This is a genomic window from Paraburkholderia lebeckiae (assembly GCF_050436325.1).
Taxonomy (GTDB): domain Bacteria; phylum Pseudomonadota; class Gammaproteobacteria; order Burkholderiales; family Burkholderiaceae; genus Paraburkholderia; species Paraburkholderia tuberum.
The window spans coordinates 1,907,519-1,921,987 of sequence record NZ_JBNDLZ010000003.1 but is presented as its reverse complement, the minus strand read 5'-3'; the positions used below and the strand labels follow the sequence as shown (position 1 = coordinate 1,921,987).

The window sequence follows — 14,469 nt, the reverse complement described above, 5'->3', positions numbered from 1 at the left end:
TGTGACGCTTCGAGGAGGCGCCGACGTGGCGGCGTTACGACGCGTGCTCGCAGGTGGAAATGGGACGGAGATAAAAAAAATTGTCCTGTTGAAGCCGCCACGCAAACAGTCTGACAATGCTTTGCTGGCCTGGGCCGTCAACAATCTGAATCCGCACAGGCAATGGCGCAGGCTGAGCGACACGTGCCGGTGGGCCGACGGCCTGATTACTGTCGACGAAATCGATAAAAGACCTCCGCATGCCGTCAGTGCGAATCTGGCCATCGGTCTTCTAATCGTCCCGGCCGTCCTCGCACCGATGGCGATTTTCTGTTTTCTGGGTATCAACCTGCTGAACCGGAACTGGCTCCTCGGAGAATATCTCGGGACCACGAAGGTAATTGATGTGTTTGCTTATCAGATACGTCATTTTATCGTGGCGGCCCTGCACCTGAAACTGACCGAGGAGAGTGCCGTCTTTCTTGCGTCTGTCGCGACCGAGACCGCAGTGGTTGCGTGCTACGTCGGATTCTGCTGCGTACGTATGAAGTCAGGGGCAGCAGGCCAGGCAAGGAGGGAGTTCACCACATACATCGCAGCCACTGCGCTATTCAAGCTGAACTATGTTAGCTGGCTTGTCGCGTGCTGCATTTTCGTGCTTGGCCTGATTGGCCCCTCTGACTGGTTTCGGGAACATGGTCTGGCGCTGACATTGGCGTCGTTCGGCGCGTGTGCCTTTCCCACTGGACTGCGGATTTACGTCGCTAACAGACGACGCTTGCAAAAGTCGCTCAGCTCTGCCAAAGACTATCTGATTCCGTCTGTCTACTCGTGGTTTGTGGCAATTGGCGTGGGATTCGCCGTTATGGCGTGGCCGGGTGTTTTCCCACAGGCGTTCGAGCCGCGGGTGACGCTCAAACTGACGGATGCCTGCTATTCTGAACCCGTGGGCTGCACGGTCGACGTATTACCAGAAAATCTGCCGAGTCCGATCGTTCTCGACGAGTTGCACTTCAACGTGAATGTGCAGTTCATGGATGCGCGGGGCTTCCCCATCGAAAACGGGGCGCATGGAACCTCTGCCTCGTTCCGGATGCAGCACTCGTCGACGGACACTGAGCCCCTGTATGTGAGCGAAGAGGGCCAGAGCCACGGCGTGGTTGTGTCTCCCCGGTTTATCTGTCCGCCCGCGTGGCAGGGACCTGATGCGCCGAAGCTTCTCATCCCGAGAAGCCCAGTCTATGTGAGGGTCAGATTGGCTGACGCCCCTTCGATGGATTACGAGATTACAGTTCGGGTCGACTTTGACAACAACTACGCATCGCTTTTTCGAAGCGCAGGCAGCGGATGTTTGTTCTGGCCGTAACGCGTCATCGCCGTGATTCCAGCGTCAAACATCCTGCGCAATGGAAGAACCCATAGGCGAAGGGGCTTCAGCCGGTTCCGACTGTGCTGAATCGTTGCGTGTGGATGCAGGATTGGCGGGGGGCGGAGTTGACGCCTCGGTCGTGCGCCGCTGGAGGGTGCGCGGGGTTGTCTGCTCCGGGTGTTCGGGCTAGAATTCGTCCGGTATCTGGCAAATTTCTGGCAGATACCATTTCGCGGGCGTGCGCGCGACTGCGCATGACTGCGGTCAAGTACTTGATTTTACGTGACGTTGCGTGTCACAACGGATACCGGCCGGGCGGATGCTGCGATTGAAAATCCGCGTGTCGGTGGTTCGATTCCGCCCCAGGCCACCAGGATTCAGCCCCAGGAAATCGCAAGATTCCTGGGGCTTTTCCGTTTGGCGGACAAGTCGTCATTTCGGCTTGCCACGCAGTTGAAGCCGCGCGCGTGGGACAGCTGGCGTCGGCGACATTCGGTGTCGCGTGATAAAATCGCGCCAGTTCAAAGACTTGCATGCAGGCGTCGCACGGTCGTGCACCGCGCGAATACGGTGCCGATGGAGTCGCACCGAAGCACCCAATCCTTCGCCCGACAATCGGCGGTATAAGCGCCCAGCCACGTTCCCGCGCAACGCGCGACCTATACTGCTTTGGGCCGGCACAGTGCCGGCACACGTCGCGCCGCTTGCATGGCGCACCTCGCGCAGCGCGACGTGGCAGTCTCATTCACGGAGTATCACGGTGATCCGCAAAGACGCTAAGCGTAGCGCGCTCGTGCTGTTTTCCGGCGGCCAGGATTCCGCCACGTGTCTCGCGTGGGCGCTCGACCGTTACGACACAGTCGAAACGATCGGCTTCGATTATGGTCAGCGTCATCGTGTCGAACTCGAATGCCGCGAAGGATTCCGTCAGGCCATCGTGCGTGCGTTTCCGGCGTGGGCCGACCGTCTCGGCGACGATCACACGATCGACCTGTCGCTGCTCGGCGAGATCAGCGACACCGCGATGACGCGCGAGATCGAAATCGAAGCCACGGCCAATGGGTTGCCGAACACGTTCGTGCCGGGCCGCAATCTGATGTTCATGACGATCGCCGCGGCCATCGCGTATCGGCGCGGTTTACAGGTGCTGGTCGGCGGAATGTGCGAGACGGACTTCTCGGGCTACCCCGATTGCCGCGACGACACGATGAAGGCGCTGCAGGTCGCGCTGAATCTCGGCATGGACAAGCGCTTCGCGCTGGAGACGCCGCTGATGTGGCTCGACAAGGCCGACACGTGGCGCCTCGCGCGCGAACTCGGCGGCGACGCATTGGTGGAACTGGTGCGCGTCGAGACGCATACCTGCTACGTCGGCGAACGGGCCGAGTTGCACTCATGGGGCTTCGGCTGCGGCGAATGCCCAGCATGCCGGTTGCGCAAACGTGGCTATGAGGCCTACCTCGCCGGCGAAAAAGTCACCGAGCCGGTCTGACGGCTCGCGCGAGAGCGCCCATCATTGATTCAGGAACACAGGACAGAAAGCAGCATGACGTACGCGGTAAAGGAAATCTTCTACACGTTGCAGGGCGAGGGCGCGAATGCCGGGCGGCCGGCCGTGTTCTGCCGCTTCGCGGGCTGCAATCTGTGGTCCGGCCGCGAAGAGGATCGCCCGGAAGCCGTCTGCCGTTTCTGCGACACCGATTTCGTCGGCACCGACGGCGAGAACGGCGGCAAGTACCGCACACCTGACGAACTGGTCGCGATGATCGCGTCGCAATGGCCGCAAGGCGAGGGCGAACGCTTCGTCGTGTGCACCGGCGGTGAGCCGATGCTGCAGATCGATCAGCCGCTCGTCGACGCGCTGCACGCGGCCGGCTTCGAGATCGCGATCGAGACCAACGGCTCGCTGCCGGTGCTCGACACGATCGACTGGATCTGCGTGAGCCCGAAGGCCGACGCGCCGCTCGTCGTGACGAAGGGCAACGAACTAAAGGCCGTGATTCCGCAGGACAACCAGCGCCTCGACGACTACGCCAAGCTCGACTTCGAGTATTTCCTCGTCCAACCGATGGACGGCCCGTCGCGCGACATCAACACTAAGCTCGCGATCGACTGGTGCAAACGTCATCCGCAGTGGCGCCTGTCGATGCAGACTCACAAGTATCTGAACATTCCCTGATTTGCCGTGCTGACGATTACCCGAAAACTCGAATTCGACGCGGGCCACCGCATTCCCGATCACCGCAGCCAGTGCCGCAATCTGCATGGCCATCGCTACGTGCTCGAAATCACGCTGCAAGGCGATCTGGTCGACACCGAAGGCGCGCCCGATCGCGGCATGGTGATGGACTTCGCCGACGTGAAGTCGCTCGCAAACGAGCACCTGGTCGACAAGTGGGACCATGCTTTTCTCGTCTACGAAGGCGACACGCAGGTGCGTGGCTTCCTCGACAGCATGGCGGGTCACAAGACGGTCGTGCTCGATCGCATTCCGACCGTCGAAAACCTCGCCGCGATTGCGTTCGATATTCTCGCGAACGTCTACGACGCGCACTACGGCGTGAACCTGCGCCTGCACAAAGTGCGTCTGTACGAGACGCCGAATTGCTGGGCCGACGTGGTCCGCGACTCGCTTCCCACCTGAACCCACGCCCCGCCGCGCGAGCGAACTCTCGCGTTATTGTCACGGTATGATCGTTCCGACCAACACACGGAGCGAGACATGCCGGTCACCGCATCGCGTCGCAGCAGGCAACGAGGCCGTCAGCGCCCCGGTGCCTGTCTGATTCGCTATCTGGCCCCGCTTCGCATTGCAAACCCGCGCGAGGCCAGCCGATGAGCACCTTCACCAACTCCCTCAAACAACGTCTGAAGGACAACGCGCCGCTGTTCGGGCTGTGGTTGTCGCTCGGCAGCGAGGCCGCCGCCGAAGCACTCGCGCACGCCGGCTTCGACTGGCTGCTGATCGACATGGAGCACGCGCCCAACGATAGCGGCGGCGTCGAGTCGCAATTGCGCGCGATCGCCGCCGCCCATCTGCCGAGCGAGCCGGTGGTGCGCGTGCCCGCGAGCGAGCCGTGGCTCGTCAAGCGCGTGCTCGACGCCGGCGCGCGCACGCTGATGTTCCCGAACATCGAATCCGCCGACGACGCGGCACGCGCCGTGCGGCTCACCCAATATCCGACCGCCGAGGCGCTCGACGGCCTGCGCGGCGTCGCGGGCGTCGTGCGCGCGGCCGGTTACGGCATGCGGCGTGATTACGTGCAGACGGCCAACGCACAGATCGCGACGATCGTGCAGATCGAATCGGCGCGCGGCTTGCGGGAGGTCGAGCAGATCGCGGCGACGCCGGGCGTCGATTGCCTGTTCGTCGGTCCGGCCGATCTGGCCGCGAGCCTTGGTCATCTTGGCGACGCGAAACACGAGGACGTGCAGGCGGCGATGGCGCGTATCGTTAGCGCGGCGGACAAAGCCGGCATTGCCGCCGGCATCTTCGCGATGGACGTGGCCAGCGCGCGGCAGCATCGCGACGCGGGGTTTCGCTTCGTGGCGCTGGCCGCCGACGTGATCTGGATGTTGCGCGCGACGCGCCAGGCATTACAGGAGGTGAGGTCATGAACGGCAGAGTGCAGGGCGGTGCCGGGCGGATGATCGCGCGGGTGAGCGCGCAAGTGACCATCGCGGCGGCGTTGCTCGCTAGTGGCGCGTGGAATGCCGCGTATGCACAGGATCACGTCGCCAAGGCGAACGATCCGCAGACGCAATCCGCGGTCGCCGACTACAACGCCGGCAACCTTGGCGCGGCGCTGACCGAATTCCGCCAGGCCGCCGAGCGCGGTAGCCGGCTTGCGCAGTTCAACTACGCGATGATGCTGCTCAACGGCGAAGGCACGCCGGTCAACGTCGACGAAGGCAAGAAGTGGCTGCGCAAGGCCGCCGACGCGAACATGTCGCACGCGCAATACGTGTACGGCAAGATGTACGACGATGGCGAGTTCGTCGAGCGCGATCCGGTGGAGGCGCATCGCTGGTTCATGAAGGCGGCCGCGCAGGGCCATGTTCAGGCGGAGCTCGCGCTCGCGAATCAGTTCCTCGACGGACGCGGTACCGAGCGTGACAACAAGCAGGCGTTCGTCTGGTACAAGAAAGCGGCGCAGGGCGGCGACATGACCGCGCAGTACGTGACCGGCTCGTTCTACGAGCGTGGTGGCGATGGAGTCGATCGGAATCTGAATGTGGCGCGCGCGTATTACGCGGCCGCGGCGGCGCAGGGCGATCCGGCCGCGCGCCTGAAGTATCAGCAGTTGAGCGCGCAACTGCGCGATCAGAAGGAAGTGAAGCCGCAGTAATGAAGCAGCAATAAAGCGAAAGGGCGCTCCCAACGAGCGCCCTTTTTTGCATTGTCGTTTGCCGCGTGCCGCTAGCGGCGGTTAGCTCTGCATCAACCGCTTCTGTCGCGCGACGCTCATGATCAGCCCGATCGCGACGCCTAATGTAGTCAGTGCGGTGCCGCCGTAACTCATGAACGGCAACGGCACGCCGACCACCGGCAGAATCCCGCTCACCATGCCGATATTGACGAACGCGTACGTGAAGAACGCCATCGTCAACGAGCCGGCGCAATAATCGCCCGAACAATGTCGAGCCGTTGGCCGCGATGTAGAGCCCGCGCGCGATCAATAGCATGTACAGCGTGAGCAGCACGATTCCGCCTGCCAAACCGAACTCTTCCGAAAACACCGCGAAGATGAAGTCGGTGTGCTTCTCGGGGATGAACTCCAGATGCGCCTGCGTACCCTTCAGCCAACCCTTGCCGAGCGGGCCGCCCGAGCCGATCGCGATCACCGCTTGAATCGTGTGGAAGCCTTTGCCGAGCGGGTCCGAGGTCGGATCGAGCAGCGTGCAGATGCGGTGCTTCTGGTAGTCGTGCATCAGCGGCCACTGCACTTCGGGCTGACAGATCTTGTCCTGAAACGCCGCGATCGACCCAACCCCAATCACGGCCGCGATCAGCACCGGCACGATCAGCTTGAAGCTCAGCCCCGCGAAATAAATCACGAACAGGCCGGCCGCGAACACCAGCACGGCCGTGCCGAGGTCGGGCTGCTTCGCGATCAGGCCGACCGGCACGATGAGGATCACGAAGCCGACCAGGTAGTCGTACCAGCGCATCACGCCTTCGCGGCGCTGGTAGTACCAGGCGAGCATCAGCGGTGTTGCGATCTTCAGGATTTCCGATGGCTGGATCACCACGCCGACGTTGATCCAGCGCTTCGCGCCCTTGCGCGTAAGGCCGAACATCGCGACCGCGACCAGTAGCGCGATCCCGAACGCGTAGAGCGGGACCGCGAAGCGCATCAGCGTATTGGGCGGCACATTGGCGAGCCCCCACATCAGCACGAAGGTGAGCAGGATGTTGCGCAACTGGTCTTCGACGCGGCCCGGCATGTCGAGTGTCGCGCTGTACAGCGTGACGATGCCGACGCACAGCAGCAGAAACACGATCAGTGCGAGCGGACGGTCGAAGCCTACGAACATCCGCTTGATGCGCTCGAGCCAGGCGCGCTTGTCGAATTGCATGCCTTTCTCCTTATTCGTCGATGCCGCCGGCGGCCGGCTGGCGCGGCGACGCGCCCTGGAAGCTGTCCTCGCGCGATGGTGCCGCGACGCTCGGCGCCGGCTCGCTTGCCGGACGGGGTTGGTGCGGGGCGCCGGACGTACGCGACGCGGATTTCTTTGCCGCGGACGAAGCCGATGCCGCCATCGGCGCAGACGCGCCATTCGCGCCCGAAGCCGCAACAGCCGCCGACGCACCGGAGGCCACCGCGGCAGCCGCCGCCCCCGGCATCGGCAGTGCCGTAAAGCCCGCCGCAATCTTGAGCGAGTGAGCGTCCTCATGCGAGGCCGGCGTATCGCCGACCTGCGGCGCGGATGCTTCGAGCGTGGTCGATGCCGCTACCGCGACGGCCGCTTCTTCCGCGCCGGGCTTGTTCTTGCCGACCAGGTAATAGTCGAGCACCCTGCGCGCGATCGGACCGGCCGCCTCCGCGCCCCAGCCGCCGTTTTCGACGACAAGCGCGAGTGCGATCTTCGGTTGATCGGCCGGCGCGAAGGCGATGAACAGCGCGTGATCGCGCAAATTCTCCGCAACCGCGTGACCTTTGTAGTTCGCGCCTTGCAGCGAGTACACCTGCGCGGTACCGGTCTTGCCGGCCGCCTGATATGGCGCGCCCGCGAACACTTTGGCCGCCGTGCCGTTCGTGACCACGCCTTCCATCGCGCGCTTGATGAAGTCGATGTCCTGCTGCTTGACCGCGATCTTGTCGCTCGGATCGCGCACCACCGGCCGCATGTCCTTCGTGATCGGATTCTCGATGTCGCGCACGAGGTGCGGCTTCATCACGACGCCGTTGTTCGCGAGCGTCGCGGTGGCATGGGCGAGCTGCAGGATCGTGAACGAGTTGTAGCCCTGGCCGATGCCGAGGCTGACCGTTTCGCCTTCGTACCACTTCTGCTGCTCGGGGCGGCGGTACGCGTGGCGCTTCCAGTCGGTCGACGGCAGAATGCCCTTCGCTTCGCCGGCGATGTCGATGCCGGTGATCTGCCCGAAGCCCCACGGCTTCATGAAGTTCGCGATGTTGTTGACGCCGAGATCGTGCGCGAGCATGTAGAAGTACGTGTCGTTCGACACGACGATCGCGCGGTTCATGTCGATCCAGCCTTGGCCCGAGCGCACGTCGTTGCGGAACGTGTGGCCGCCGAACGTGTAGTAACCGGGGTCCTGGAAGCCCCAGCTCGGCGTGCGCTTGTGCAGCGTCAGCGCGGCGAGTGCCATGAACGGCTTGTAGGTCGAGCCCGGCGGATAGGTGCCGTGCAGCGGCCGGTTCAGGAGCGGATGGTCGGGCGAGTTGTTCAGCTCGTCCCAGGTCTGCTGGTCGATGCCGTCGACGAAGGAATTCGGATCGAAGCTCGGCGCCGACACGAACGCGAGCACGTCGCCGGTGGACGGCTCGATCGCGACGAGCGCGCCGCGGTGTCCGGCGAACGCCTGCTCGGCGACCTGCTGAAGGCCGATGTCGAGCGACAGCACGAGGTTGTTGCCCGGCGTCGCCTGAGTGCGCGACAGCGTACGCACCGGGCGGCCGCCCGCCGTCACCTCGACTTCCTCGAAACCGGTCTGGCCGTGCAGCTCGGTCTCGTAGCTCTGCTCGACGCCGATCTTGCCGATGTAATCGGTGCCCTTGTAGTTGTTCGCGTCAAGACGCGGATCGTAGTGGTCCGGATCGCTGTCGTTCTGATCGCTGGCATCGTCGATGCGTTCCTGGTCGCGTTGCGAAATCCGTCCGATGTAGCCGATCACGTGCGCGGCGGTCGGCCCGAGCGGGTACTGGCGGAACAGCCGCGCGCGCACTTCGACGCCAGGAAAGCGGAAGCGCTGCGCGGTAAAGCGCGCGACTTCATCGTCGGTCAGGCGCGTGCGGATCGGCAGACTTTCGAAGTTCTTCGAGTCTTCCTGCAGCTTCTTGAAGCGGCGACGGTCGCGCGCATCGATCGACACGACGGTGGCGAGGTTGTCGATCACGTTATCGAGCGTGTCGTTCAGCTTCGACGGCGTGACTTCGAGCGTATAGGCCGAGTAGTTCTTCGCGAGCACGACGCCGTTCCGGTCGGTGATGATGCCGCGGTTCGGCACGATCGGCGCGACGGAGATGCGGTTTTCATCGGCTTGCAGCGAGTACTTGCTGTAGTGCCAGACCTGCAGGAACAGGAAGCGGAAGCCGATCAGCCCGAAGCAGACAAACACGAACAGGCCCGCCGCCGCGACGCGCAGGCGGAATTTCGTGAGCTGCTGTTGAGTGTCCTTGAATTCGGTCATGCGATTCTGCAAAAGGCCGGCATGCGGCCATCAAGAGTGTGCGCCAAAATGGGCCGCAGCCGGTGGGCCAGATGCGGGATCAAATGGGGCGCGTATCGTCCGGGTCGGCGGGGCGGCGCTGCGGCATCAGCAGCAAGATGCTGGCGACCGGCCACAGCGCAGCTTCGACGAAACCGTCGATCAGATAACTCCAGCCCGGAAACGCCGCGCCGGTCAACAACCGGATCACGAACGGCACCAGTTGCGCGACGACGAGCAGCGGCATCACCGCGAACGTTTGCACGCCGAGCGACATCCACAGCACGCGGCGGTGAATCGTGATCGCGCCGTACGACAGCAGCGTGTAGGCGAGCGCGTGCTCGCCGAGCAGGCTCGCGTTGTGCACGTCCATCAGCAGACCGAGCAGAAACGCGATGCCCATGCCCACCTTGCGCGGCTGATGGACATTCCAGAACAGCAGCACGAGTGCGACGAAATCGGGCACGCCGGCGAGACGCCCCCACGGCATCAGGTTCAGCAGGAACGCGGAAGCGAGGCTGAACGCGATGAAGTACGGGTTGACGGGCTGCAGGATGTATTGCGGGCGATTCATGGCTGAGCCCCCGGCTCGGCTTGCGGCTTCACGTTCTTCGCGGCGGCCGGCTTTTCGGCTTTCCGGTCGGCTGCGGGCTTTTCGGACTTCTTGTCGGCCGCAGCTTTGCCCGGCGCCTTTTCCACGGATTTGGCTGCGGGCTTTTCGGTCGGCGCTTTGTCGGCGGCGTTCCTGTCGGCTGGCTTGGCGGCGGATTTGTCCGCCGCGCCCTTGCTGTCCCCTGCTTTGGCGCCCTTCTTCGCTTTCGCTTCCTTTGCGACGGTTGCCGCGTCGGGTTCGTCCGCCGGGCGCGGCGGCGCGTTGTTCTCGACGTGCAGCACGAGCACCTGACGCGCACCGCGCACCGCGGCGACCGGCAGACTGACCACGCGGGCAAACGCGGTGTCGGCCTGCTTGTCGACGCGCACGACCTTCGCGACCGGCAGCCCCGGCGGATACACGCCGTCGAGGCCGCTCGTGACGAGTTCGTCGCCGGTCTGGACGTCGGCGCTGATCGGCACGAAACGCAGATCGAGCGTGTCGCCCTTTGGCGTACCGTAGATCACGCTGCGCAAGCCGGTGCGCAGAATTTCGACCGGCACCGCCTGGTCCTTGTCCGTCAGCAGCGTGACTTCGGCCTGCAGCGGGAACACCCGTGTGACCTGGCCGATCACGCCATCTTCGTCGACGACCGGCGAGCCGTTCTGGATGCCTTGCTGCGCGCCGCGTCCGATCACGACCTTCTGCGTGAACGGATCGCGCGTGTCGTACTGGATTTCGGCGGGCAGCGATTGCGTGGTGAGGCTCTGCGACAGTTGCATCAGCGCGCGCAGATGGGCATTTTCGGCGGCGAGCGACGCGGCCAGATTGGCTTGCTGCGACAGCCGCAGATCCTTCGCGCGCAGCTTCGCGTTCTCGTCACGTAGCGTGGCGCTCGTCACGGCGAGGTCGGCGGCGCCCATGAAGATGTCGCGCGGCACGAGCGCTGCGCGCTGCAAAGGATAGAGACCCGCGCCGAGCACGCCGCGGACGATTTCGAGCGTCTGGAAGCGGGCATCGGAGATCAGCAGGGCGAGCGCCAGCACGACGAAGAACACCAGTCGGGCCAGAGCGGAGGGGCCTTGCTTGAACAGGGGCGGCGGACTGTATTCCATGGTCGGCGCCGGGGGCGTGAGCGGTTGGGTGAGACGGCGACGCGCAAGGCGCGCGCGGTCAGTGCGCGGAGGCTGGTCGGCCCAGCCAACGACAAAGCGGCCCGCAAGGGGCCGTGTGCCAGATCCGCGCTACTGACATGGGAGGAAGGCTCGCTTACTCGTACGAGAAGATGCTGCCAAGCTTGTCCATGCGTTCGAGCGCCATGCCCGAGCCGCGCACGACGCAGGTCAGCGGGTCTTCGGCGACGAGCACCGGCAGGCCGGTTTCTTCGGCGAGCAGGCGATCGAGGTCGCGCAGCAGGGCGCCACCGCCGGTCAGCATCATGCCGCGCTCAGCGATGTCCGCGCCGAGTTCCGGCGGCGTCTGTTCCAGTGCGATCTTCACTGACGACACGATCTGATTCAGCGGATCGGTCAGCGCTTCGAGGATTTCGTTGCTGGAGATCGTGAAGCTGCGCGGAATGCCTTCTGACAGATTGCGGCCCTTCACTTCCATTTCCTTGACTTCGGAGCCCGGGAACGCGGAGCCGATTTCCTTCTTGATAGCTTCGGCGGTCTGTTCGCCGATCAGCATGCCGTAGTTGCGGCGGATGTAGTTGACGATCGCTTCGTCGAACTTGTCGCCGCCGACGCGCACCGAGCCCTTGTACACGATGCCGCCGAGCGAGATCACGCCGACTTCTGTCGTGCCGCCGCCGATGTCGACGACCATCGAACCCGTTGCTTCCGACACCGGCAGGCCCGCGCCGATCGCGGCAGCCATCGGCTCTTCGATCAGATACACCTGCGAGGCGCCCGCGCCGTGCGCGGCTTCCTTGATCGCGCGACGCTCGACTTGGGTCGAACCGCACGGCACGCAGATGATGATGCGAGGCGACGGCGAGAACATGCGCGATTCGTGAGCAGTCTTGATGAACTGCTTGATCATCTGCTCGGTGACGGTGAAGTCGGCGATCACGCCGTCTTTCATCGGGCGGATCGCCTCGATGTTGCCCGGCACCTTGCCGAGCATCTGCTTGGCTTCCTTGCCGACTGCCTGAATGGTCTTCTTGCCGTTGGGGCCGCCTTCCTGGCGGATCGACACGACCGACGGTTCGTCGAGAACGATGCCCTTGCCGCGCATGTAGATAAGGGTGTTGGCGGTGCCGAGGTCAATCGCCAGATCGTTGGAGAAGTAGCTGCGCAAAAAACCGAACATTCAAAATCCTGTCTCGCTGGGGGCCGGGCCTCGCACCGTATGCGTAGGGCGGCAGCGGAAAAATAACAGCTTCAACCGGGCGGTAGCGACGCCACATGAACTTGAAGCCGCGGGGGAGTCTACCGGAGGCCGTTGCAAAGCCAGGGCGGAAAGCGCCGGACGTTCTTGGAATTGTCCGTAAGGCCTTGGTAAGTCGGTCCGGGTTTGGGTCGAACGCGTAATCATACCTTATAATTTTGGATGTTTTGAAGGAAACGGAGCGCACATTTTGTCGTTGCCGCTCCTTTTTCTGGATTGTCCTATCTTGTCGTAACCCGCTGTTAAAACGCGACTTTTTTAACTGCTGCGACATTCCACCCTTTCCGGTGACTGCATGGCTCTGACCCTGACCGATGTAAAACGCATCGCGCATCTCGCGCGGCTCGAACTGGCCGATGCCGACGCCGAGCACACGCGTGCCCAGCTCAATGATTTTTTCGGCCTGGTCGAGCAGATGCAGGCGGTCGATACCACCGGCATCGCGCCGCTTGCCCACCCGATCGAGCAGATCGAAGACGTCGCGCTGCGTCTGCGTGACGACGCCGTCACGGAGACGGTCGAGCGCGAGGCTTTCCAGCGCCCCGCGCCGGCCGTTCAGGACGGCCTGTACCTCGTGCCGAAGGTGATCGAATAAGACCCGCCGGGCAGCCCCCGGGTCTGGCGTCGGCGCGAGCCTCCGTGGTCCAGACGCGCGTCCTCCGCGAACCTTGCCGGGCCGGTCTGCCGACGGGCAACCGAACGCCTCCACGGCGGCGTGACCACGCTGCCGCGCTTTCCAGGATAAAACGCAATGCATGAAAAAAGTTTGAGCGAACTGCGCGCCGCGCTCGCGGCCAAGGAATGCTCCGCAGTCGAACTGGCACAGCTGTACCTGAAGCGGATCGACGCGGCCAATAGCCTGAACGCGTTCATTCAGGTCGATCCGGAACTGACGCTCGCGCAGGCGAAAGCCGCCGACGCGCTGCTGCACACCGGCCACGCGGGCCCGCTGGTCGGCCTGCCGATCGCGCACAAGGACGTGTTCGTGACGAAAGGTTGGCGCTCCACGGCCGGCTCGAAGATGCTCGCGAACTACGAAAGCCCGTTCGACGCGACCGTGGTCGCGCGTCTGCAGAACGCCGGCATGGTGTGCGTGGGCAAGACCAACATGGACGAATTCGCGATGGGTTCGTCCAACGAGAATTCGTACTTCGGCGCCGTGCAGAATCCGTGGGACCGCAAGGCCGTGCCGGGCGGTTCGTCGGGCGGCTCGGCTGCCGCCGTGGCCGCGCGTCTCGCGCCCGCCGCGACCGGCACCGACACCGGCGGCTCGATCCGCCAGCCGGCGTCGTTCTCGGGCATCACCGGCATTAAGCCGACGTACGGCCGGGTGTCGCGCTACGGCATGATCGCGTTCGCGTCGTCGCTCGACCAGGGCGGCCCGATGGCGCAAAGCGCCGCGGACTGCGCGACGCTGCTCAACGCGATGGCCGGCTTCGACGAGCGCGACTCGACGAGCCTCTCGCACGAGCGCGAGGACTACACGCGCTATCTCGGCAAGTCGTGGCAGGACGACGGCACGGACAAGCCGCTCGCCGGTTTGCGCATCGGTCTGCCGAAGGAGTACTTCGGCGCCGGTCTCGCCGACGACGTGCGCGCGTCGATCGACGCCGCGTTGAAGCAGTACGAAGCGCTCGGCGCGACGCTCGTCGAGGTTTCGCTGCCCAAAACCGAACTGTCGATCCCGGTCTATTACGTGATCGCGCCGGCGGAAGCCTCGTCGAACCTTTCGCGTTTCGACGGCGTGCGCTTCGGCCATCGCGCGGCCGAGTACCGCGATCTGCTCGACATGTACAAGAAGTCGCGCGCCGAAGGCTTCGGCCCGGAGGTGAAGCGCCGCATTCTGGTCGGCACCTACGTGCTGTCGCACGGCTACTACGACGCGTACTACCTGCAGGCACAGAAGATCCGCCGCATCATCGCGCAGGACTTCCAGCAAGCGTTCAAGCAGTGCGACGTGATCATGGGGCCGGTCGCGCCGTCGGTGGCGTGGGACATCGGCGCGAAGGGCGACGATCCGGTGCAGATGTATCTGGCCGACATCTACACGCTGTCGGTGAGCCTCGCCGGCCTGCCGGGCATGAGCGTGCCGTGCGGTTTCGGCGCGGGCGCGAACGCGCAGCGTCCGGTCGGTCTGCAGATCATCGGCAACTATTTCAATGAAGCCCGGATGCTGCAGGTGGCCGACGCGTTCCAGCGCGCGACCGATTGGCACCGCCAGGCACCGGCAGGAGTGTGAGCACC

12 protein-coding genes and 1 pseudogene are annotated in these 14,469 nt (G+C 64.1%); 8 read left to right on the top strand and 5 right to left on the bottom strand.

Annotated elements, in window-relative coordinates; genetic code table 11:
• Position 1 precedes the first annotated feature (1 nt).
• The 6 genes from OKW44_RS26705 to OKW44_RS26680 all read left to right on the top strand — a co-directional run bounded on the left by OKW44_RS26705 (position 2) and on the right by OKW44_RS26680 (position 5,697).
• Positions 2-1,345, top strand: a complete 1,344-nt coding sequence (locus OKW44_RS26705) for a hypothetical protein (RefSeq protein ID WP_429411860.1) — start codon at positions 2-4, stop codon at positions 1,343-1,345.
• A 763-nt stretch (positions 1,346-2,108) separates the two neighbouring features.
• On the top strand, positions 2,109-2,840 hold the full coding sequence (gene queC, locus OKW44_RS26700) for a 7-cyano-7-deazaguanine synthase QueC (RefSeq protein WP_018419078.1): 732 nt from the start codon (positions 2,109-2,111) through the stop codon (positions 2,838-2,840).
• Between the two features lie 54 nt (positions 2,841-2,894).
• Positions 2,895-3,527: a 7-carboxy-7-deazaguanine synthase gene (gene queE / locus OKW44_RS26695; RefSeq protein WP_018419079.1), complete on the top strand. Its 633-nt coding sequence runs from the start codon at positions 2,895-2,897 to the stop codon at positions 3,525-3,527.
• A gap of 9 nt (positions 3,528-3,536) precedes the next feature.
• Complete coding sequence (gene queD, locus OKW44_RS26690) at positions 3,537-3,992, top strand: 6-carboxytetrahydropterin synthase QueD (RefSeq protein ID WP_026225556.1); 456 nt, start codon at positions 3,537-3,539, stop codon at positions 3,990-3,992.
• Between the two features lie 191 nt (positions 3,993-4,183).
• Positions 4,184-4,966, top strand: a complete 783-nt coding sequence (locus tag OKW44_RS26685) for an HpcH/HpaI aldolase family protein (RefSeq protein WP_018419081.1) — start codon at positions 4,184-4,186, stop codon at positions 4,964-4,966.
• Positions 4,963-5,697: a tetratricopeptide repeat protein gene (locus OKW44_RS26680; RefSeq protein WP_018419082.1), complete on the top strand. Its 735-nt coding sequence runs from the start codon at positions 4,963-4,965 to the stop codon at positions 5,695-5,697. Before OKW44_RS26685 ends, OKW44_RS26680 begins: the two co-directional genes overlap by 4 nt.
• Before the next feature lie 81 nt (positions 5,698-5,778).
• On the opposite strand, the pseudogene rodA reads toward OKW44_RS26680, so the two are convergent.
• The 5 genes and pseudogenes from rodA to OKW44_RS26655 form a co-directional block, all read right to left on the bottom strand.
• Positions 5,779-6,928, bottom strand: a pseudogene (rodA, locus tag OKW44_RS26675) (rod shape-determining protein RodA).
• Positions 6,929-6,938: 10 nt separating this feature from the next.
• Complete coding sequence (gene mrdA / locus OKW44_RS26670) at positions 6,939-9,224, bottom strand: penicillin-binding protein 2 (protein ID WP_018419084.1); 2,286 nt, start codon at positions 9,222-9,224, stop codon at positions 6,939-6,941.
• Between the two features lie 79 nt (positions 9,225-9,303).
• Positions 9,304-9,816, bottom strand: a complete 513-nt coding sequence (gene mreD, locus OKW44_RS26665) for a rod shape-determining protein MreD (RefSeq protein WP_018419085.1) — start codon at positions 9,814-9,816, stop codon at positions 9,304-9,306.
• On the bottom strand, positions 9,813-10,949 hold the full coding sequence (mreC, locus tag OKW44_RS26660; RefSeq protein WP_018419086.1) for a rod shape-determining protein MreC: 1,137 nt from the start codon (positions 10,947-10,949) through the stop codon (positions 9,813-9,815). Before mreC ends, mreD begins: the two co-directional genes overlap by 4 nt.
• Positions 10,950-11,103: 154 nt before the next feature.
• Entirely contained in the window at positions 11,104-12,147 is a 1,044-nt protein-coding gene (locus OKW44_RS26655; protein ID WP_004189550.1) for a rod shape-determining protein, read from the bottom strand.
• 373 nt (positions 12,148-12,520) lie between these two features.
• Between OKW44_RS26655 and gatC the strand changes: the two genes are divergently transcribed.
• Both gatC and gatA read left to right on the top strand, forming a co-directional pair.
• Positions 12,521-12,820 carry an Asp-tRNA(Asn)/Glu-tRNA(Gln) amidotransferase subunit GatC gene (gatC, locus tag OKW44_RS26650; RefSeq protein WP_018419087.1) on the top strand — a complete coding sequence of 100 codons (300 nt, stop codon included), beginning with the start codon at positions 12,521-12,523 and terminating at the stop codon, positions 12,818-12,820.
• A gap of 156 nt (positions 12,821-12,976) precedes the next feature.
• Complete coding sequence (gene gatA, locus OKW44_RS26645) at positions 12,977-14,464, top strand: Asp-tRNA(Asn)/Glu-tRNA(Gln) amidotransferase subunit GatA (RefSeq protein WP_018419088.1); 1,488 nt, start codon at positions 12,977-12,979, stop codon at positions 14,462-14,464.
• Positions 14,465-14,469: the final 5 nt, after the last annotated feature.

What these genes read in the sequence shown, in the direction of transcription:
- gatC (WP_018419087.1), top strand. Translation starts at nt 12,521, where the DNA reads ATGGCTCTGACCCTGACCGATGTAAAACGCATCGCGCATCTCGCGCGG.
- OKW44_RS26655 (WP_004189550.1), bottom strand. Translation starts at nt 12,147, where the DNA reads ATGTTCGGTTTTTTGCGCAGCTACTTCTCCAACGATCTGGCGATTGAC.
- OKW44_RS26680 (WP_018419082.1), top strand. Translation starts at nt 4,963, where the DNA reads ATGAACGGCAGAGTGCAGGGCGGTGCCGGGCGGATGATCGCGCGGGTG.
- OKW44_RS26685 (WP_018419081.1), top strand. Translation starts at nt 4,184, where the DNA reads ATGAGCACCTTCACCAACTCCCTCAAACAACGTCTGAAGGACAACGCG.
- mreD (WP_018419085.1), bottom strand. Translation starts at nt 9,816, where the DNA reads ATGAATCGCCCGCAATACATCCTGCAGCCCGTCAACCCGTACTTCATC.
- gatA (WP_018419088.1), top strand. Translation starts at nt 12,977, where the DNA reads ATGCATGAAAAAAGTTTGAGCGAACTGCGCGCCGCGCTCGCGGCCAAG.
- mrdA (WP_018419084.1), bottom strand. Translation starts at nt 9,224, where the DNA reads ATGACCGAATTCAAGGACACTCAACAGCAGCTCACGAAATTCCGCCTG.
- mreC (WP_018419086.1), bottom strand. Translation starts at nt 10,949, where the DNA reads ATGGAATACAGTCCGCCGCCCCTGTTCAAGCAAGGCCCCTCCGCTCTG.
- queE (WP_018419079.1), top strand. Translation starts at nt 2,895, where the DNA reads ATGACGTACGCGGTAAAGGAAATCTTCTACACGTTGCAGGGCGAGGGC.